Origin of the sequence: Gloeocapsa sp. PCC 7428, from assembly GCF_000317555.1 — a bacterium.
Classification (GTDB): domain Bacteria; phylum Cyanobacteriota; class Cyanobacteriia; order Cyanobacteriales; family Chroococcidiopsidaceae; genus Chroogloeocystis.
In genome coordinates this window covers 3,795,815-3,814,506 of record NC_019745.1, presented here as the reverse complement: position 1 = coordinate 3,814,506, position 18,692 = coordinate 3,795,815, and the positions used below count along the sequence as shown (strand labels likewise).

At 41.5% G+C, this 18,692-nt stretch carries 20 protein-coding genes; 11 read left to right on the top strand and 9 right to left on the bottom strand.

Annotated elements, in window-relative coordinates; genetic code table 11:
- Window positions 1-3 precede the first annotated feature (3 nt).
- Entirely contained in the window at window positions 4-657 is a 654-nt protein-coding gene (locus GLO7428_RS16980; RefSeq protein WP_015189802.1) for an NYN domain-containing protein, read from the bottom strand.
- A gap of 162 nt (window positions 658-819) precedes the next feature.
- Window positions 820-2,418, bottom strand: a complete 1,599-nt coding sequence (metG, locus tag GLO7428_RS16975) for a methionine--tRNA ligase (RefSeq protein WP_015189801.1) — start codon at window positions 2,416-2,418, stop codon at window positions 820-822.
- A 396-nt stretch (window positions 2,419-2,814) separates the two neighbouring features.
- Here metG and GLO7428_RS16970 point away from each other — a divergent pair, with 396 nt between their 5' ends.
- Both GLO7428_RS16970 and GLO7428_RS16965 read left to right on the top strand, forming a co-directional pair.
- On the top strand, window positions 2,815-3,564 hold the full coding sequence (locus GLO7428_RS16970) for a 1-acyl-sn-glycerol-3-phosphate acyltransferase (protein WP_015189800.1): 750 nt from the start codon (window positions 2,815-2,817) through the stop codon (window positions 3,562-3,564).
- Between the two features lie 104 nt (window positions 3,565-3,668).
- On the top strand, window positions 3,669-4,487 hold the full coding sequence (locus tag GLO7428_RS16965; RefSeq protein WP_015189799.1) for an alpha/beta fold hydrolase: 819 nt from the start codon (window positions 3,669-3,671) through the stop codon (window positions 4,485-4,487).
- 17 nt (window positions 4,488-4,504) lie between these two features.
- Here the strand turns inward: GLO7428_RS16965 and GLO7428_RS16960 are convergent, their stop codons facing one another.
- Window positions 4,505-5,977 carry a CIA30 family protein gene (locus GLO7428_RS16960; protein ID WP_015189798.1) on the bottom strand — a complete coding sequence of 491 codons (1,473 nt, stop codon included), beginning with the start codon at window positions 5,975-5,977 and terminating at the stop codon, window positions 4,505-4,507.
- A gap of 120 nt (window positions 5,978-6,097) precedes the next feature.
- Here GLO7428_RS16960 and GLO7428_RS16955 point away from each other — a divergent pair, with 120 nt between their 5' ends.
- The 4 genes from GLO7428_RS16955 to GLO7428_RS16940 all read left to right on the top strand — a co-directional run bounded on the left by GLO7428_RS16955 (window position 6,098) and on the right by GLO7428_RS16940 (window position 9,334).
- Entirely contained in the window at window positions 6,098-6,547 is a 450-nt protein-coding gene (locus tag GLO7428_RS16955; RefSeq protein WP_015189797.1) for a MarR family winged helix-turn-helix transcriptional regulator, read from the top strand.
- Between the two features lie 47 nt (window positions 6,548-6,594).
- Window positions 6,595-7,197 carry a hypothetical protein gene (locus GLO7428_RS16950; protein ID WP_015189796.1) on the top strand — a complete coding sequence of 201 codons (603 nt, stop codon included), beginning with the start codon at window positions 6,595-6,597 and terminating at the stop codon, window positions 7,195-7,197.
- 140 nt (window positions 7,198-7,337) lie between these two features.
- The gene (lipA, locus tag GLO7428_RS16945) at window positions 7,338-8,216 is read left to right on the top strand and encodes a lipoyl synthase (protein ID WP_015189795.1); all 879 of its coding nucleotides are present in this window, start codon (window positions 7,338-7,340) and stop codon (window positions 8,214-8,216) included.
- Window positions 8,217-8,365: 149 nt separating this feature from the next.
- Complete coding sequence (locus tag GLO7428_RS16940) at window positions 8,366-9,334, top strand: NAD(P)H-dependent glycerol-3-phosphate dehydrogenase (RefSeq protein WP_015189794.1); 969 nt, start codon at window positions 8,366-8,368, stop codon at window positions 9,332-9,334.
- Between the two features lie 46 nt (window positions 9,335-9,380).
- On the opposite strand, the gene GLO7428_RS27390 is transcribed toward GLO7428_RS16940, so the two are convergent.
- The 4 genes from GLO7428_RS27390 to GLO7428_RS16925 all read right to left on the bottom strand — a co-directional run bounded on the left by GLO7428_RS27390 (window position 9,381) and on the right by GLO7428_RS16925 (window position 10,738).
- Window positions 9,381-9,545 carry a hypothetical protein gene (locus tag GLO7428_RS27390; protein WP_231295498.1) on the bottom strand — a complete coding sequence of 55 codons (165 nt, stop codon included), beginning with the start codon at window positions 9,543-9,545 and terminating at the stop codon, window positions 9,381-9,383.
- Window positions 9,538-9,891 carry a DUF433 domain-containing protein gene (locus tag GLO7428_RS16935; protein WP_015189793.1) on the bottom strand — a complete coding sequence of 118 codons (354 nt, stop codon included), beginning with the start codon at window positions 9,889-9,891 and terminating at the stop codon, window positions 9,538-9,540. Before GLO7428_RS16935 ends, GLO7428_RS27390 begins: the two co-directional genes overlap by 8 nt.
- 73 nt (window positions 9,892-9,964) lie before the next feature.
- Window positions 9,965-10,144 (bottom strand): HepT-like ribonuclease domain-containing protein, encoded by a 180-nt coding sequence (locus GLO7428_RS29765; protein WP_369792533.1) that lies wholly within the window; start codon window positions 10,142-10,144, stop codon window positions 9,965-9,967.
- Between the two features lie 51 nt (window positions 10,145-10,195).
- Window positions 10,196-10,738, bottom strand: coding sequence for a DUF2867 domain-containing protein (locus GLO7428_RS16925; protein ID WP_015189792.1), 543 nt, complete (start codon window positions 10,736-10,738; stop codon window positions 10,196-10,198).
- Between the two features lie 397 nt (window positions 10,739-11,135).
- Between GLO7428_RS16925 and GLO7428_RS16920 the strand changes: the two genes are divergently transcribed.
- The 5 genes from GLO7428_RS16920 to GLO7428_RS16900 all read left to right on the top strand — a co-directional run bounded on the left by GLO7428_RS16920 (window position 11,136) and on the right by GLO7428_RS16900 (window position 17,258).
- The gene (locus GLO7428_RS16920; RefSeq protein WP_041918670.1) at window positions 11,136-13,025 is read left to right on the top strand and encodes an NAD(P)H-quinone oxidoreductase subunit F; all 1,890 of its coding nucleotides are present in this window, start codon (window positions 11,136-11,138) and stop codon (window positions 13,023-13,025) included.
- A 133-nt stretch (window positions 13,026-13,158) separates the two neighbouring features.
- Window positions 13,159-14,685: an NADH-quinone oxidoreductase subunit M gene (locus GLO7428_RS16915; RefSeq protein ID WP_015189790.1), complete on the top strand. Its 1,527-nt coding sequence runs from the start codon at window positions 13,159-13,161 to the stop codon at window positions 14,683-14,685.
- A 77-nt stretch (window positions 14,686-14,762) separates the two neighbouring features.
- Window positions 14,763-16,088, top strand: coding sequence for a CO2 hydration protein (locus tag GLO7428_RS16910; RefSeq protein WP_015189789.1), 1,326 nt, complete (start codon window positions 14,763-14,765; stop codon window positions 16,086-16,088).
- 154 nt (window positions 16,089-16,242) lie between these two features.
- Complete coding sequence (locus tag GLO7428_RS16905) at window positions 16,243-16,614, top strand: endonuclease domain-containing protein (RefSeq protein WP_015189788.1); 372 nt, start codon at window positions 16,243-16,245, stop codon at window positions 16,612-16,614.
- 80 nt (window positions 16,615-16,694) lie between these two features.
- Window positions 16,695-17,258, top strand: coding sequence for a Uma2 family endonuclease (locus tag GLO7428_RS16900; protein WP_015189787.1), 564 nt, complete (start codon window positions 16,695-16,697; stop codon window positions 17,256-17,258).
- Here the strand turns inward: GLO7428_RS16900 and GLO7428_RS16895 are convergent.
- Window positions 17,255-17,683, bottom strand: a complete 429-nt coding sequence (locus tag GLO7428_RS16895) for a DUF29 family protein (RefSeq protein WP_015189786.1) — start codon at window positions 17,681-17,683, stop codon at window positions 17,255-17,257. The two genes, GLO7428_RS16900 and GLO7428_RS16895, sit on opposite strands and share 4 nt — an antisense overlap.
- A 77-nt stretch (window positions 17,684-17,760) precedes the next feature.
- Window positions 17,761-18,162, bottom strand: a complete 402-nt coding sequence (locus tag GLO7428_RS16890; RefSeq protein WP_015189785.1) for a fasciclin domain-containing protein — start codon at window positions 18,160-18,162, stop codon at window positions 17,761-17,763.
- Between the last annotated feature and the right edge of the window lie 530 nt (window positions 18,163-18,692).

Sequence of the window (18,692 nt, the reverse complement as noted above, 5' to 3'; positions counted from 1 at the left end):
TCTTTACTCTTGTGAAGTTGGCATAATATTTGATATGCCATCAGGTGTAATAATTCCTTCTTGTGGTGGTTGCTCAATAATTTCCATTGTCGGAATTGGGCGATAGAGATAGTCTTGTCTTGGTGTCTTTTGAATATCGTCTTTAATCGATTCTAAATCGATATAGCGATCCGAGACATTAATCAAACTATCGCTTGTCATCGTGCGTAAACTGACAACTTCTACCCGCGAACCGCGATAGCTAACCGCATTTGCTGCATAAGCGAGATCGCCATCGCCACTCACTAATACTGCTGTATCGTAAGAATCAACGAGTGCCATCATGTCAACGGCGATTTCAACGTCCAAGTTAGCTTTCTTTGAGCCATCGGGTAACTGTACTAAATCTTTTGCAATGACTCTGTACCCATTACGCCGCATCCACAATAAAAAGCCTTGTTGCTTTTCGTTCGTGCGGTCTACTCCGGTATAGAAAAATGAGCGCAGCAGCCGAGAACCCGCTGTTAGCCGACACAAGAGTTTTGTATAGTCAATCTCGATTCCCAGTTGCAGGGCAGCGTAAAACAAGTTAGAGCCATCGATGAAAATCGCGACTCTACCTCGATTTTCTAGCACCTGTTCAGGCGTGAAAATCGAATCCGATTCAAAATTTAACATGATTTATTATGCCTCGATGTTATTAAGCTTTTTTATAAAAGAAATGATTGTTTTAGATAAAGTATGTTACACCAGATTGTTATATTTGACATGACAACTTATATTAAGACTTGATTAATTTAGCCATCATTAAGTTGCCAGTATAGTTGTATCAAAGGATAACTAAATTGCTTGTAGCAATTCGAGTCTTTGGAATACGGGTTTTGGAGTGCCTAATTTTTCGTTTACGCTTAATAGCCCCCACTTGGCATGGCTATTAAAGGGCGTCACAACAATTTGTGACTTTTCATTAAAGTTTATGGAAAAACCAAGTTGTTGATAAATCTTGCTGGACACGTTTGGAATAATCGGTGATAGCAAATAGGCTGCTAATCGAATCGATTCGAGTACAGTATAGAGTACTTGTTCTACTTGTTGCTGCTGTCCTTGTTTGTAAAGTGTCCAGGGGGCTTGCTCGTCGATAAACTTATTACCTGCTCTCACTAAAGACAAAATAGCATCACACGCTTGGTTAAAGGCTAGGGCTTCGTAGTTATGTGCAACTTTTTCGCCCAAAGTTAAGCCAATCGCCTTTAATGGGTGGCTTGAGGGAATATCGTCACTTGAGCAATCAGGGACATTTCCGTTACAATACTTTTTCACCATATTTAAAGTGCGGTTTAACAAATTGCCCAAGTCGTTGGCTAAATCTGCGTTTAGCACATTAATAAAGCGCGTTTCGTTAAAATCTCCGTCTTTGCCAAATTCAATTTCTTTAAAAAAGTAATATCGTACCGCATCTGCGCCGTAGCGTTCAACTAAAGCAATGGGATCAAGAGTATTACCAAGGCTTTTGCCCATTTTTTGCCCATCTTTAGTTAAGAAGCCATGTACAAAGAGGTTATGAGGTATTGGTAGCCCCGCAGACATTAGCATTGCAGGCCAGTAAACAGCATGGAACCGTAAGATATCTTTGCCAATTAAATGTAAATTAATTGGCCACCATCGACTCAAAGCATTTTCTAAATTTGGCTCTTGCTCTGGATCGAGTAAGGCTGTTATATATCCAATTAAAGCATCGACCCAAACATAGATTGTTTGTTTGGGATCGACTGGTACGGGAAAGCCCCACTGTACGTTTACGCGTGAAATTGAAAAGTCTTGCAGTCCCTGGCTAACGAAGCTGAGAACTTCATTACGGCGACTTTCTGGTTGAATAAAATCTGGGTGTTGTTGGTATAGTTCTTCTAGCTGCGATTGATAGCGTGACAAGCGAAAAAAGTAATTTTCTTCATCGCGCCACTCGGCTTGCTTGTTGGTATGGATTGGACAACGATGTCCATCTAATAGTTCCCGTTCTTCTTTGAACTCTTCACACGCAACGCAATACCAGCCTTGTTGTCTACTTTTGTAGATATCGCCTTGATCCCAAATGCGTTGAACAAAACTTGTAACGATCGCTTCGTGTTTTGTGCTTGTTGTGCGGATAAAACTATCGTACTGAATATCAAGTTTTTCCCATAGTGCAACAAATCCTGCGGCAATTTCATCGCAGTAAGCTTGTGGCGATCGCCCTTTACTTTCGGCGGTGCGCTGAATTTTTTGACCGTGTTCGTCGGTTCCTGTCACAAACATGACAGACTTACCTTGTAACCGCGCAAATCTTGCTAGTATATCCGCAGCGATCGTTGTGTAAGCACTACCAATGTGTGGTAGGTCATTCACATAATAAAGTGGTGTTGTCAGTGCAAATTTTTCTGTTGTTTTACTCGCAGATATCATGCAAAGTTTATAAATAATCTTAAATTTCCTTTATCATACCTCAGAGACTCTAGGTATGTATTTTTGTTACCGAATTCTAATTAGATAAAAATGTCTTCTCGCGTTTGACTAAGGTAGTAACCGATAAGATAAAGCTGTTAGAAACAGCGACGAAGTATCTCGATGAATTTTGCCTAAAACCTGTAAAACTTAGCCGATTATACCAATTCTATGGTTCTTTTTCTCAAACTATTAGCAAATCATGCCTGATTTGCTCAGACGCGGACGAAGACAGGTACATTTAGGCTAGTTCTTACTTCTGGTACTCGCCGCCAAAGATAAATAAATGTAACATTTTAGTTAAGTAAAGCTAATCGGCTTACAGATATCCTAGACGCATAATTGACACGGCAACGCATGAGTGCAAATAACGCCTTGCAGGTTTCTCAAGGGTTTCTTGCTTCGGTAGGAACTCAAATGTTTCGCTACTACGAGGATCGCATTCCTCGCAGTGGTCCTGTGCTTGTGGTGAGCAATCATCGCAGTTTTATGGACGCACCAATTCTCATGGCAGCTTTAGAGCGACCGATTCGCTTTGCCTGCCATCACTATATGGCGCAAGTACCAATTATGCGCGAAATCGTCACAGATCTTCTAGGATGCTTTCCCCTAGAGGCAAGAGAAAAAAGACAGCAAGGCTTTTTTCAGCAGGCTTTGCATTTGTTAAATAGTTCTCAAGTCGTGGGCGTGTTTCCAGAAGGAACAAAACCGATGGTGACGTTTACGCAGCCGGATCATTTGGGTAACTTTCAGCGTGGGTTCGCGCATTTGGCTTTACGCGCTACGACACCTGGTACATTGTCAAAGCCTGTCACAGATTTAACGATTCTACCGATGGCGATCGCCTCTTTAGAAGAAGTGAACACTTCGGCGGTGCCTTTAAAGCTACTCAGCTTGTTCGATCCTTCGGAACCTTTGTTCGATCAGTCGGGTTGGCATCCGTTAGTGATTTATCGTCGTGTTGCGGTTTTAGTTGGACGTCCCTATTGGATTTCACACCAACAGCAGATGGAATATCAAGGCAAACAGGCAAAAAAAGCCGTGAGTGAATTAACGCATTACTGCCAAACGGAAATTGCGCAACTACTACGCCAAGGATTCTATTAGGAATTTTTATTAAGTTTTCAATAACTAGTTAATAAACCAATATAAAACTTTTTTCCTTGATCCCTATCTACTTACAGCAGAGTTAAGTCTATCCAAATTTAACAATGTCAGAAATTGAGAGCAAACCTGTTTTCTTGACACCGAACAAAGTTCAGTCGCAGTATCCCTTGTTTGTATTTCTACCAGGAATGGATGGAACGGGGCGACTGCTGCGATCGCAAACCGAGGGCTTAGAAGTTGCGTTTGATGTTCGTTGTTTGTCAATTCCGTTAGATGATTTAACAAGTTGGGCAGATCTTAGTCAGCAAGTCGTCGATTTAATTGAACTAGAAATTGCTGAAAATCCGCAACGCAAAGTTTATTTGTGTGGTGAATCGTTTGGCGGTTGTCTCGCGATTAAAGTCGCACTCCACTCACCACAACTTTTTGACAGAATTATTTTAGTGAATCCTGCGTCTTCTTTTCATCGCCGTTCGTGGTATGGTTGGGCATCGCAGTTAATTCATATCGTTCCGCGCTGGGTTTATCCGTTTGGCGCGTTAGGGCTACTCGCCTTCATTGCTTCCCTTGATAGAATTGCCCCAACTGAACGCAAAGATCTCCTCCACGTGATGCGATCGGTTCCACCAGAAACCGTTTTATGGCGATTGTCTTTAGTGCAAGAATTTGATGTGAGTGATGCGCAGCTACGCCAGTTAACTCAACCGATTTTGGTTGTAGCGAGTAGACGCGATCGCCTTTTACCGTCGGTTGCTGAAGCACGACACCTAGCTAGAGTTTTCGATAATGTTAAAACAGTATTTTTACCGTATAGCGGACACGCTTGCTTAATCGAAGAAGACATTAACCTCTACGAGATTATGCAGAGGAAAGATTTTTTGGATGATTCGACTAAAGCAGTACCGTACGTAGTCGATTATTAAAACAATAACGACGAGTGTTAATCGGGTTGCAACTGCGATAAATCTCCCCCAGAACTTGAAGTGATAGTTTCTGCTTTGACTTCAAACGTGACATTACAAGCTTTAGGTTGTTCTAACACCTGCAAACAAAGTTCAGCAATTGAATCGCGGCTAACTTTACCCTTAATATTGTCTCCTTGAGCGAAAACTAACGGTTGAACTCCAGCTTCTTCAGTTAAAGCACAAGGGCGAACGATTGTGTAAGGAATACCACTGTGTCTTAGCGCTTCTTCGCCGCGCCACTTCCACGTTAAAATTCCACCAAGTTGATCGTTTAATCTTACCGCTGGCGGTTCTTCCTCCAAATTAATTCCAGGACGTCCAGGGCGCGTAACTCCTGCTGAACTGACTAAAATAAACTGTGGTAACTTAGCACCAGCATAAGCTTTGATCGATTCAACTTGTAAGGCAAAACCACCAGGTGTAAATTTGGGGTTGAGTTCACCATCATACTCAAACTTACTCAACATCAGTTGCAACGAAGCAATTCTACTCGCATCAATCGCAGGCGCATCTTTTAAAGTTTTGGCACGAAACACCGCAGTCAAATCCGCAAAAGGAATATCAACATCTATCCAAGTGTTGCTGACTGTATCGAAGGAATACGAGTAAGCTGTACCATCCCATTTAGTATCGGTGCGGATGAAGCACTTGTAGCGTTTTCCGTCGCCTCTCACGCGCAATTTAATTCCTTGATAGCCTGATAAGTTTAACGGTGGTTCAAAGTTTTTGGTTCTCACAGAAGCAAAACCGCCTGAATTTGCAGTAGAGACGTTACCAGTAAATAAGGCAGTATCTTCCACAAATCGAATTTCACTCTGACTCACACCACCCATGACAACATCATCTACTGCACCCCAAATGCGTTTTAACTCTTCAGAAGGATGTGCAAAATCAAAGATTAGTTTCTCATCAGCAGGAACTGTCGCAAAGTGTTTTGCTGCAACTGCAACTAAGTTCTTGACGCCTAAATATTCTACAGATTCTGGAGTATCGCCGACGATTTCGGGTTGATAGAATTTAACGCCTTGATTATACTTAGCACGGTCTGGGGTATCTCCGCCCACAGGTTGAACGCGTACGGCAGTGCAGCAAATAACCGCTGTCACATCTGCCATCATTTCTAGAGTGAGAGTTTCTGGCTTTGTGATGTCGCCAACATACAATTCAACATTATCGCCGAGTATTTCCTTGGCTTTTTCAGCATCGCGAACAAGCGATCGCACTTTGTAACCGCGATTCATTAGCCGTTTTACCACGCGCCTACCAACACCACCTGTCGCCCCAGCAACTAATACGACTCGCACTCGTTTTTCTCCCGTTGGTACTATCTCAGAATCTTGAAATCCTGGAATCAAGCGCTGTAACCACCCGATAAAAGGAATCACCTCAAAAAAGGTCAGGGTTTGTATAAACCTACCCAAATCCCATTGAGAACGATTTTCACTCATAAGTCGCGTCCTCTGTGCTGTTTTTAGTCTAACTGTTTGTACACGAGTCAGGGTTTAATCATGTTTTACCCTATTACCGATTCACTTGACATCCTATTTAAGTGCATATACACTTAAATTATGCAAGACCAAACTCAATTAATTAAAACTGTCGCTAGTGACTGTACCTGCTTCAATCTGCGGAAAGCATCGCGTGTAATTACGCAACTTTTCGATCAAGTGTTGCAACCGAGTGGAATTTTGGCGAATCAGTTTACACTGCTAGCCGCGCTTAGCGTTGCAGAAAGCGTATCAATCACACACTTAGCACAAGAACTAGTGATGGATCGAACAACGCTAACGCGCAATCTCAAACCGTTAGAACGCGAAGGTTTGATTCGTATTGAACCAGGACAAGATCAGCGAGTGCGGATTGTTAGTTTAACGCAAAAAGGTCAAGCAGCCTTAGCTAAAGCACTGCCATTATGGCAACAAGCACAAGCTAAAGTCATTGAGAAACTAGGTCAAGACCGTTGGCAAACATTATTATCTCATTTGTCTGACACAGTATCGTTACTTCGCGAAAGCTAATTTTTTAAGTTTTATGTGTATATGCACTTAAATTCAAGGAGTTCAAAATGATGACGAGTCAACATTCGATTACCCAGCGTTGGTTTTTTCTAGTATTGTCACTTTGGGGGATTGCGGTTTTAATTGCAGGGTACTGCGGTTTTTTTACCAAGATTGACTTGATTTGGATTGCGCTACTTGTCGTGATGGGAATAAAAATTCCTGTTGCGGTGTACTACTCAAATGCAGATTTTCATAGTTATATCAGGTCGCTCGACTTGAAGTATTTAACTCTATTCCATCTGTGGCGGATTCCTGCTGGGCTGTGGTTTTTGTATTATGGAAGTCAAAATTTGCTTCCAGAAAGGTTTGCCGCCAATGCTGGTTATGGCGATTTAGCAGTAGGGTTATTAGTACCTGTGGTTCTCTTACTCAGGTTTCGCGGTAGGTACACGATGTTTCACATCTTTAGTGTATTGGACTTTGCGATCGCTGTAGGCACAGGTTTAACCTTTAATTTATTGCAAGTTCCTCTGATGGAGAATATCGCGACATTTCCAACAGTGATGATTCCGCTGTTTGGTGTTTGTGTTACCGGCGCACTCAGTATCATGACTTTAGATCGACTCTTAAAAGGTAGCGCTTACACCGAAGCGATAGGCAACAGCTAATTAAATCTTATTACCAATTCCCCATTACCAACCTGCACAGACATTATTTATTCCATCGCCCTGTAACTTGCGATGCACAACTAGGGCGTTTTTGCCTGTTAAGATGTAACTGATTCACATTATTAATATAGTCGTCAATCGTGACTGTTAAGCCAGATTGGTTGCGAGTCAAAGCGCCTCAATGGGAGCGTGTTGGCAGCGTTAAAGAGATTTTACGAGATTTAGCACTCAATACGGTGTGCGAAGAAGCATCTTGCCCCAATATTGGCGAGTGTTTTAACGCGGGTACTGCCACATTTTTAATTATGGGACCTGCGTGTACCCGTGCGTGTCCGTATTGCGATATAGATTTTGAGAAAAAACCCAAAGCACTCGATCCGACAGAACCCGAAAGACTTGCAGAAGCGGTACGCCGGATGCGACTCAATCATGTTGTGATTACTTCAGTCAATCGCGATGATTTACCTGATGGTGGCGCGTCGCAGTTTGTGCGGTGTATTACTGCAATTCGGGAAGTATCGCCACAGACAACGATTGAGGTACTGATTCCTGATTTGTGTGGCAACTGGGATGCGTTAGAGATAATTTTACAAGCGCAACCAGAGGTATTAAATCATAATACAGAAACGATACCTCGGCTGTATCGTCGGGTACGTCCGCAGGGAAATTACGATCGCACTTTAGAATTACTGCGTCGCTCTCGCGATCTTGCCCCTTGGGTTTATACTAAATCAGGATTAATGGTTGGGTTAGGGGAAACTGACGCGGAAATTCGCGCGGTGATGGCAGATCTGCGTGCGGTTGATTGCGATATTCTCACATTAGGACAATACTTACAACCGAGTCAGAAACATTTGAATGTTGCTGAATTCGTTACGCCAGAACAGTTTGATGCTTGGAAACAGTTTGGAGAAGAGTTAGGTTTTCTGCAAGTCGTATCTTCTCCCTTAACTCGCAGTTCTTATCATGCTGAACAGGTAAGAGAATTAATGCAACGTTATCCACGCAGTCGATTTTAAGTAAGTGGCTGAAAATAAACGTAATGTACAAGATGGTAATGGGTAATGGGTAATTGGTATATGGAAAAGCACACAATAATGTATCTCCTTGTCCCCTGTCACTTAACCTAGAAACGTGGGATCAATAATTTGTTTACCTACTTAGTTAGTTGATTAGCAGTGATGTAGATTCCCTTAGCAATAACGAGGGAATTCAACCAAAATTAGTTGCAGTTTTGGGCGCTGGTGCTTGGGGCTCGACTTTGGCAAACCTTGCATCGGCAACAGGGCATAATGTCCGTTTATGGTCGCGTCATCTTGAGTGTAGTTTAGCAGAAACCGTTGACGGTGCAGATATTATCGTTTCGGCAATTTCGATGAAAGGTGTGCGATCAGTTGTCGAACAAATTCAATCTTTGTCATTTGCACCAGAAACAATTTTTTTGACAGCCACCAAAGGGTTAGAACCAACGACGACGTTAACTCCCGCGCAAATTTGGCAAGCTGCATTTCCTGATCATCCCATTGTTGTGCTTTGCGGTCCTAATTTATCAAAAGAAGTTCAGCAAGGTTTACCTGCTGCAACTGTTGTCGCTAGTACAGATATTACCGCAGCAGAAACGGTGCAAATGGTGTTTTCTTCGCATCGGTTTCGCGTTTATACTAATTCTGATCCAATTGGCGTAGAACTCGGCGGGACAATCAAGAATGTAATTGCGATCGCATCTGGTGTCTGTGACGGTTTACACTTGGGAACGAACGCTAAAGCCGCACTTGTGACGCGAGGACTCGCCGAAATTATTCGCATTGGTGTTGCTTGGGGTGCAAAAATCGAAACTTTTTACGGTTTATCAGGATTAGGCGATTTACTCGCAACGTGCAATAGTCCCTTAAGTCGTAACTACCAAGTAGGTTATCAACTAGCGCAAGGTAAAAATTTAGCAGAAATTCTCGAACATCTAGAAGGAACAGCCGAGGGTGTGAATACGACGCAAGTTTTAATCGCCAAGGCAAATCAACAGCACATTTCTGTACCAATTACAACTCAAGTTTATAGATTATTACAAGCAGAAATTACACCACGACAAGCGTTAGAAGAACTAATGTTGCGCGATATCAAGCCAGAATATAACTTTTGATACTAATCGTTAGATGGATAAACATTGCATTGTGCAGTAACGAAAGTTAGGTCATAGGTAAATGGATAATTTGATCTTGATACTCGTCGTCAAATGAACCTTCTGCAATTAGGATTAGTTCATCAATGTTTTCTCCAATACTTAAACTAGGATTTAGAAGAAATATTCCTGGAATTTGAGTTACATAAGCTGGAGTAACGTTTTCATCCATCAAATACTTTAGTACCATTTGCTATCATCTTTGCCTGTTTTTCCGCCTTCAATTTCCGAAGTCTTTCAGCAATCGGATGGAGATGAGATGCTTGGGCTTTGCGTTGCTGATGTCCCCACTCTAGCCAGTCTTCAATGTATCTCTCTACAGTTTCTTTATTGTGCAAGTAGTACAAAACAGTAGCGTACACTTCTTCTAGTGTCAAAGTTGGATAAGTCTTTTGAATTTCTTCAGGTGTACGAGCATGAAAGAGGTACTCGTACAATACAGTTTCAATGCCAATACGATGATTCTTGATCCGAATATCATCAGGAGCTAGAAAATCAAAGAAATCTTCCAGTTGCATGATTATTTTCCTTTTACCAGAGAACTTAAAGTTTGCTTAATTTAATTATGAGCGATCGCACTACTTATCTTCATCACATAGCGGAGGTAATAAAGGTTCTAGCTGAGTTAGCAACGTCATGAGTTCTGAGGTGACGATCATTCCAGAGAATATCTTGTTGAACTTCATCGTAGCGATGAATAAGCATATTCCGTAAGCTGACAATTTTGCGCCAATTAATCTCTGAATGTGTACGTCGAAAAGCTTCAGATATACCTGCTGCTTCGCCAAGAATTTCTAGTTGTCTTTCTACTGCAATGTGTTTTTAAGATCTCAGATCGACGATGCTGCTTGCTAAATTCTCCACACCCTTTCTAATCATGGCTGGAACAATTATCTTATGCACTGGTTTGACTGGAACAAAATAGGCTCGACCTAACCAGTTGTTGAATGTGACTACAGTTGAAATAATCACATAGCATTTTTCCTCCTCACGCTCTAATTGGACTGAAACTCGATAATTGAGATGCTGATCGTCCTCACCGAGCATAATCTCGTCTAACCTACGGTTAAGTACTTCAAATACACCAACTGCTGTTCCTGGTTTCAGTTCGTCTTGCACATTAGAGGGTTCTACATCGATTGATGTCTTCAAACCAAATGGACGAACTATGATGTTGCGTAGCTCCAATAGGGCTGTAATCCACTGCGGTATCGTTAAAAAGATTGCGCGTGTGACTGAATCTATATTCTGAAGCTGATTTTCTGGAAGTTCGCATCTAAACGCATCTGCAAAATCAATACGCGGTAAAGAGCATATTGCAAGGCTTGTATTCGGAATATTAATTTCTTGGACAACGATTCTCATTTCCGAAGATTGATCCAGCAATACTATTTAGACTACCATCCCTCAATGCTGATGGTGCAATTCAACTCAGGCGATCGCTTCCCAATACACTCAGCTTATACATAGATGTTTATCTATGCAAATCATTGACTAGAGCTTATAGTTAACAATTAATATAAGTAAAAATCAATGATTACTATTAGTAAACTCCGTGATAGGCATTACTAATAAATAAAAATTATAGAAACTATCGTAGATTCCACTGAAGCAATAATTTATTTTTAACACTCAAAAAGTTAAAATTTTATTTAAATCAAATAACTAAATAACTAAAGCGTGAGTTGGTACTATTCCGGTTTCGTAAGTCTCATGCGTTAGTATGAAAAATTTTTAGTCGTTTCGAGTTTTAGAGGCAATTCTGATGGAATTTCTCATCCAGAGTGTCTGGGTTGTACCGTGCTATGCGTTAATTGGTGGCCTTTTAGCTGTACCTTGGTCGCCAGGAATCTTACGACGTACAGGACCAAGACCCGCAGGATATGTCAATTTTATAATGACATTTCTGGCATTTTTACATAGCTTACTGAGCTTGCCAGCAACTTGGCATCAACCACCCCAACAAATATTTATTCCTTGGTTGAATACGGCGGGTTTAGACCTGACTATTGCCATCGAAGTATCTTCGGTGAGTGTTGCCGCACTCGTTGTGATTACGGGAATAAATTTGCTAGCGCAAGTTTACGGCTTCGGTTACATGGAAATGGACTGGGGTTGGGCAAGGTTTTATTCGCTACTCGGTTTGTTTGAAGCTGGATTGTGCGCGCTGGTGTTGTGCAACTCGCTGTTTTTCAGCTATGTGATTCTGGAAATCCTCACGTTGGGAACTTATTTATTAGTAGGGTTGTGGTTCAGTCAACCGTTGGTTGTTACGGGTGCAAGAGATGCCTTTCTAACAAAGCGCGTTGGTGACTTATTTCTATTGATGGGAGTATTGGCGTTATTACCACTAGCAGGAACTTGGAACTTTACTGAACTTGCAGAGTGGGCGGCGACTGCAAACGTCGATCCGACAGTGATAACACTTATTGGTTTAGCATTAATTGCAGGACCAATGGGTAAATGCGCGCAGTTTCCGTTGCATCTATGGTTAGATGAGGCAATGGAAGGACCGGTTCCTAGTACAATTTTGCGGAATTCAGTTGTTGTCGCGAGTGGTGCTTGGGTATTAATTAAATTGCAACCTGTGTTGGCCTTATCGCCAATTGTTATGTCTGCGTTGGTGGGCATTGGTGCCGTGACTGCGGTGGGTGGTTCTTTGATTGCGATCGCCCAAATAGATATCAAACGCTGCTTATCGTATTCGGTGAGTGCATACATGGGTTTGGTGTTTATCGCTGTTGGTACGCAACAAAGTGAAGCGGCGTTGTTATTGGTACTCACTCATGCTGTCGCTGCTGCGCTTTTGGTGATGAGTACAGGTGCAATTGTTTGGAATAGTATTACGCAAGATGTGACGCAACTTGGTGGATTGTGGTCGCGTCGTCCGGTATCTGGTATTGCGTTTATTGTTGGTACGTTGGGGTTAATTGGCTTTCCGCCATTAGGTAGTTTTTGGGCATTACTCAAACTTGCGTCAGCGTTGTGGGAAACGCAACCTTGGTTAGTGGGATTAATCATCGTCGTCAATGCTTTGACTGCGTTTAGCTTGACAAGAGAATTTGGTTTAGTGTTTGGTGGTAAGCCGAAGCAAATGAGCGAGCGATCGCCTGAAGTTCATTGGCCTATGATTCTACCAATGACGATTCTACTTGGCTTTACGTTGCATCTTCCTTTAGTGTTGCAAAGTTTATCACTTTTACCGAATTGGGAAATGCTCAATAAAGATGTGGCTTTACTATTAATTTGGTCGAGTATCTTTGGTTGTAGTCTTGGTGGTGTTGTTTATTTAGGTAATCTGGTCTCAAAACCCGTGCGTCTACCTTGGAAGGGTTTACAAGACCTGATTGCATACGACTTTTACACACCGAATCTGTACCGTCTGAGCATTGTTTTTAGTGTAGATATCATCTCTAAAGTTACCGATATTGTTGACCGCTTTGTTGTTGATGGCATCGTTAACTTAGTTGGTTTGATTTCAATCTTTGGCGGAGAAGGATTAAAGTATAGCACTTCTGGACAAACACAGTTTTACGCTTTCACGGTGTTACTAGGTGTAGGTTTGTTTGGAGTTTTAGTGAGTTGGCAGTTTTGGGGAGATCAGTTTTTGGATTTGATGTATTCCTACATTTCTGTCATTCTCAATTCCTAATTTCTATAGAGTTATTGGTGGCTAGTAACTAACAAATAACTGCTACCAACAATATCGAGAGCCTGGTTACTCAACTGGAGATACTCGGACAACAGAAGGAACACATCATTAAAAATTTTAGGTAATAGACTTTATGCTCAGTGTTTTGATTTGGTTGCCTATTTTAGGCGCGGCACTTATAGCACTCCTTCCTAAAAGTATTCCCACAGAACGTATTCGCCTTGCAGCAATTCTCATTGCTGGTTTTACATTCGTTTGGAATATTTTTCTGCTCCTCAAGTTTGACATTATGACTCCAGGAATGCAGTTTTTAGAAAACATTCCTTGGAATGAAACTTTAGGTTTAAGCTATCAACTCGGAACCGATGGCTTATCTATTCTGATGCTGGTACTTAATAGTTTGCTAACTTGGATAGCAATATACAGTAGTGCCAAGCAAACCGAACGTCCGCGACTTTTCTACTCACTCATTTTGCTTGTTAGCGGTGGTGTAGCAGGTGCATTCGCTGCACAAAACCTCTTACTATTTTTCTTGTTCTACGAACTTGAATTAATTCCTTTCTACCTACTCATTTCAATCTGGGGTGGAGAGAAACGCGCTTATGCTGCAATCAAGTTTTTGATTTACACTGCTGTATCTGGTGCGCTAATTTTAGCTGCGTTTTTAGGTATGGTGTGGCTGACTGGTGCTTCTAGCTTTGCTTACGATACGCTGACAACGCAAACTTTGTCTTCAACATTGCAAGTCATACTGCTAGCAGGTATCATTCTCGGTTTTGGTATCAAGATTCCTTTAGTTCCCTTCCATACTTGGCTACCTGATGCTTATGTCGAAGCTTCTGCACCGATCGCAATTTTGCTAGGTGGAGTTTTAGCAAAGTTGGGAACTTATGGCATTTTACGCTTTGGGATGGGCTTATTTCCCGAAGCTTGGGCAACTCTCGCACCAACTTTTGCAATTTGGGGTGCAGCGAGTGCGATTTATGGGGCATTAGCAGCGATCGCGCAAAAAGATATCAAACGCATGGTAGCCTTTAGTTCAATCGGTCATATGGGCTACGTACTCTTAGCAGCAGCGGCTAGCACTCCTTTGGCGCTTGTTGGTGCGGTTTCGCAAATGGTTAGCCACGGTATCATCTTGGCGATCTTATTCCACTTAGTTGGAGTTGTCGAAACTAAAGTCGGTACTCGTGAATTAGATAAGCTGAATGGATTAATGAGTCCAATTCGCGGTTTACCCGTTATTAGCGCCCTTCTTGTTTTAAGTGGTATGGCTAGCGCGGGTATTCCTGGAATGACGGGATTTATTGCTGAATTTATTGTATTTCAGGGCAGTTTCTCCGTTTTTCCTATCCAAACCATTTTGTGCGTTGTCGCGACAGGTTTAACCGCAGTTTACTTTGTCATTTTGCTCAACCGCACTTGCTTTGGAAAACTCGACAACAATCTCGCATACTATCCCAAAGTATTTTGGTCTGAAAAAATCCCCGCTTTCATTTTGGCAGGTTTAATTATCTTCTTGGGAGTACAACCAACTTGGCTAGTGCGCTGGAGTGAACCAACAACAACCGCAATGGTAGCAACAATTCCTGCAATCGAGAATGTAGGGATAAGGAGCGAGGAGCGAGGAGCGAGTGAGTGGCTAGTGGCTAGTGAATAGTGGCTAGTTGCATTTTGAATGAATTTACTTCTAACTTTTCTTTATTACCAATTACCTATTACCTATTACCAGTTACCATGACCGCAACGATTCAACCTCCAACCGCTAAATTACCACCATCACAACACGAATTTGCCGATGTTATTCACCGTCTAGAAGCTGGTGGGGCAATGTTACCCGACACACCAGAAAACCTGATGCAAATTATCGGCATCTATAAAGCTTACGCTGTACCAATGGATTTTTATTGGCGGGACTTGCTGTATATTGCTGAACGCGTCTTTCTCGATCCTTTTCCGTTTTTTAAATACTTCATTCCCAAAGAGTATTTGGAACTGCACAATCACTATGCAGGTGACGATGCTGATTTAAGGATTTGGCAAAAAGGCGAAGCGACAGCGCATCCTGAACTTTTGGAGTTTATGGAGAAGGGCGAAACCTTCAAAATGCCCAAACTGTTGCATCATTGGTTCCACGATCGCATCAATATGGAATTTGCCGAAGAATGTATGCGGGCAATGTTGTGGCATCGCGGAATGTATGCGCCTTACAATAAATTTGATTCGTACTTAGACAGCGACGAGTACAAAGCGAACGCAGATAGAGCGATTAAAGCTTACTTTAAAGGTAATCCCGTGATGCTAGGGATGTATAAACTGTTTCCTGATATGTTTTTGGAACAGTGTCGTCAAATGTCGTACTACAGCAATTTGGGATTATTCTGGGAAGTGATGGCACCAGTCTTCTTTGAAATGAGCGATCGCTATGATGCTGGTGATTTTAAAACTGTACCCGATGCAATGAATTTCTTGGTAAACGGCATCTTTGCGGTCGCCGGACGTCCGATTTATCATCATGTCTACATTCGCGGCGAACGCTACGAAATTATTCCCAAATCAAAAGGATTTACATGGCTGTACGAAGCTGCATTACCGTATGTCGAAGCGGTGTTCTATCGCACTTCACCATTTAGAGGCACAAAGTCATACAACGCGCAAGCGCGACAAATCCCTGACGATCAAAAAGATTTTCACTACGGTATTCTCTACGCTGATGTCTTCCCTGTTGGGACTGCGGGCATTCCTCCTACATTGTTAATGCAAGATATGTTGCATTTTTTGCCGCAATATTTAGTTGATTACTATCACCAACACTGTCGCGGTGAAGAGGATATGCTCATTCAATTAGGCATCACTTTTCAACGTTCCATGTATTGCGTCACTTCTGCGGTTATTCAAGCGTTGCGGACTGCATTATTGTATCCTTTAGATGACCCAAATCCAAAACATTTACAAGCCAATCGCGAGTTTTTTGAAGCCCAATTAAATCGCTTCACGCGCCCAGAGTACGGTATTCGCGATGCTGCTCGTTTACGCTATATTCAACGGCAAGATTATCGATAGAAACCCCCAACCCCCTTAGTGAGGGGGCTTTTTTATTTAAGGAATTTTATTTTAAGTATATTTACGGTTATACTATAGACCTATAGTAGCTTAAAAATTAAGTAACAAATATTATGAGAACTCTATTCTCCCCGTTCCAAAGGGGGCTAGAGGGATGCGCAAAAACTTAATTCGTACAAAATGGCACTTGCCATATAATCCAGATCTTGTACCAAGGGCTAAAGAACTTAGAAAAAATATGACTCCAGCAGAAAAACTGCTGTGGAATAACTACTTGCGTTATTTTAAATTTAGAGTACTAAGACAAAGACCTATCGATAATTTTATTGTTGACTTTTACTGTGCGCAATTAAAGTTAGTCATTGAGGTTGATGGTGTAGGACATTTTACTGAGGAAGGCAAAGAATATGATTTAGCTAGAACGAAAATTTTAGAAAGTTATGGGTTAACAGTGATTAGATTTACCAATAATGAGGTTTTGCAGAATTTTACAGGTGTTTGTCAGCAGCTTGAGAACTTGACTTAACACTTTTATCAAAGAATTTCAGTGCAACAATCATAAGCAATTGTCTGAAATATAGCCATTACTCACAACGGAGGGCTTATATGCAGCCTACAACTGAACGACTACGCTGGACGACAGCCGATTTAGAGTTGTTGCCTGATAACGGCAATCGCTATGAGATAATTGACGGGGAGTTGTTTGTGACAAGAGCGCGGCACTGGAATCATCAAAGAGTTTGTGGCAATATCTATCAAGAAGTTAATGCTTGGTCACAGTCTACAGGTTTAGGACAAGTAGCGATCGCACCTGGAATTATTTTTTCTGATGCTGATAATGTGATTCCTGATGTCGTTTGGGCAAGTAATGAGAGATTAGCCCTATTATTAGATGATGCTGGACATCTGACTGCTGCACCAGAATTAGTTGTAGAAGTTTTGTCTAGTGGTGGTGAAAATGAACGCCGCGACAAAGAAGTCAAGCTAAAACTGTACTCGTCTAGAGGCGTACAAGAATATTGGATAGTTGATTGGCAAAAACAACAAATTGAAGTTTATCGGCGCGAAAAAGCTGCTTTAACCTTGGTTGCAACACTGTTTGCAAATGATGAATTAAATTCGCGACTACTTGCTAACTTACAAATTCCTGTTAGACAGATATTCGCTTAGTTACCTGATTGAATCAGCGCGATCGCACGTTTAACCAGTTCGTTTCGATCTATCTTTTGCTCAATCTGTCGCGCTTCGTATATCCCTTCTGCGGCTTCAATTGAGGCTTGATCAATAGCGCTATCCACCGCACCTGCAATCACTTCACGCAACTCTTCGTTGTTAAGGTACGTTCCTTTGCCTGATGGACGTGTATTAAGATATTTAATTTCCCTAAGACTGTTGCGAATCGATATATCCCAAGACTTGGTAGTGCGCTGCTCAACTTGTTGTTTGATCAGGTGCAGAAGTAAAACTTTAGCATAAGAACGAACGTTTCGAGCAACGCCTTTTTTTCCCATTTCTTCCAAGTCTTCAACCAAAGCGTAAGCACCTTCAAAATCTTTATGAATAAGAAGTTCTTTGAGTTCTAATAATTCTTCCATGTCACCTTGTCTCAGGTTGTACTTTTGTTGGTGCAAAAATTACCCTAAAAGGGTGAGTAATACCCACCCTTCATAATCTATCCCATCAGAATAACGGTATCAATGACGTGAATAACGCCATTATCGGCTTCAATATCAGGCGCGATTACCGTAGCATTTTTTACCTCAAACCCGTCAGAACAATCAATCCTAATGGGTGAACCTTCAACAGAAGTCACCGAATCAACTTTGGCTAAATCAGCCTTCATCAGCTTACCTGGAACAACGTGAAACGTTAGAATCCGCGTGAGTTGAGGAATATTCTGTACCAATGTTTGCACTGTACCAGGTGGAAGTTTCGCAAAAGCGTCATCATTCGGTGCAAAAACCGTAAAAGGACCAGGACTTTTGAGTGTTTCTATTAAACCAGCCGCTTGTACGGCTGCTACTAGGGTATTAAACGAACCTGCACTTACCGCAATATCAACAATGTCCGCCATGAATTTGCCTCGTTCAGAACTCTTTTATCTTTTGTATTAGTAATTAATTTAGCTTACTTGTTATGACAGTATTCGTAATGTATCAACTTTGCATAAGGAATTAATTTACATTTCTCATTAGAAAAAATAAAAGCCCTTGTAGTAGGAAGTTGTGGCTGATTACCAGCCTAAAACACAAGTATTTATTGTACTTATTACCCTCACAGCACCTAACAGCGATCGCCAACCAGTTTTGCAATAAAACTACATTATTACGTTGCTTGGGGAGTATTGATAAATAAAACTTAAGAGTACTATTTGCTGAGAATAGACACGCAAAAATTACCTCTAAAAATCCCTATACATAGCATTTAATTTTTCATTAATAATTTGTGGTTTTAGGTGAACCAATTATTAATTAAAGATGATAAAGTTACATTTAACGCACAGCTAAGTGCGAGAAGGCACAGCTAGCGAAATTTTTACATTAACTGAGACATTAGCTGTAAGTTTTTTAGTAAAACTTGCAGCACTATTTTAGTGGTTGCATC

Excerpts from the sequence above, each read along its gene's own strand:
- GLO7428_RS16935 (WP_015189793.1), bottom strand. The coding sequence starts at position 9,891 with ATGCAACTGGAAGATTTCTTTGATTTTCTAGCTCCTGATGATATTCGG.
- GLO7428_RS16970 (WP_015189800.1), top strand. The coding sequence starts at position 2,815 with ATGAGTGCAAATAACGCCTTGCAGGTTTCTCAAGGGTTTCTTGCTTCG.
- GLO7428_RS16960 (WP_015189798.1), bottom strand. The coding sequence starts at position 5,977 with ATGAGTGAAAATCGTTCTCAATGGGATTTGGGTAGGTTTATACAAACC.
- metG (WP_015189801.1), bottom strand. The coding sequence starts at position 2,418 with ATGATATCTGCGAGTAAAACAACAGAAAAATTTGCACTGACAACACCA.
- GLO7428_RS16900 (WP_015189787.1), top strand. The coding sequence starts at position 16,695 with ATGCAGCCTACAACTGAACGACTACGCTGGACGACAGCCGATTTAGAG.
- GLO7428_RS16950 (WP_015189796.1), top strand. The coding sequence starts at position 6,595 with ATGATGACGAGTCAACATTCGATTACCCAGCGTTGGTTTTTTCTAGTA.
- GLO7428_RS16895 (WP_015189786.1), bottom strand. The coding sequence starts at position 17,683 with ATGGAAGAATTATTAGAACTCAAAGAACTTCTTATTCATAAAGATTTT.
- GLO7428_RS27390 (WP_231295498.1), bottom strand. The coding sequence starts at position 9,545 with ATGGATGAAAACGTTACTCCAGCTTATGTAACTCAAATTCCAGGAATA.
- GLO7428_RS16925 (WP_015189792.1), bottom strand. The coding sequence starts at position 10,738 with ATGAGAATCGTTGTCCAAGAAATTAATATTCCGAATACAAGCCTTGCA.
- GLO7428_RS16915 (WP_015189790.1), top strand. The coding sequence starts at position 13,159 with ATGCTCAGTGTTTTGATTTGGTTGCCTATTTTAGGCGCGGCACTTATA.
- GLO7428_RS16890 (WP_015189785.1), bottom strand. The coding sequence starts at position 18,162 with ATGGCGGACATTGTTGATATTGCGGTAAGTGCAGGTTCGTTTAATACC.
- GLO7428_RS16910 (WP_015189789.1), top strand. The coding sequence starts at position 14,763 with ATGACCGCAACGATTCAACCTCCAACCGCTAAATTACCACCATCACAA.
- GLO7428_RS16905 (WP_015189788.1), top strand. The coding sequence starts at position 16,243 with ATGCGCAAAAACTTAATTCGTACAAAATGGCACTTGCCATATAATCCA.
- GLO7428_RS16955 (WP_015189797.1), top strand. The coding sequence starts at position 6,098 with ATGCAAGACCAAACTCAATTAATTAAAACTGTCGCTAGTGACTGTACC.
- GLO7428_RS16965 (WP_015189799.1), top strand. The coding sequence starts at position 3,669 with ATGTCAGAAATTGAGAGCAAACCTGTTTTCTTGACACCGAACAAAGTT.
- GLO7428_RS16980 (WP_015189802.1), bottom strand. The coding sequence starts at position 657 with ATGTTAAATTTTGAATCGGATTCGATTTTCACGCCTGAACAGGTGCTA.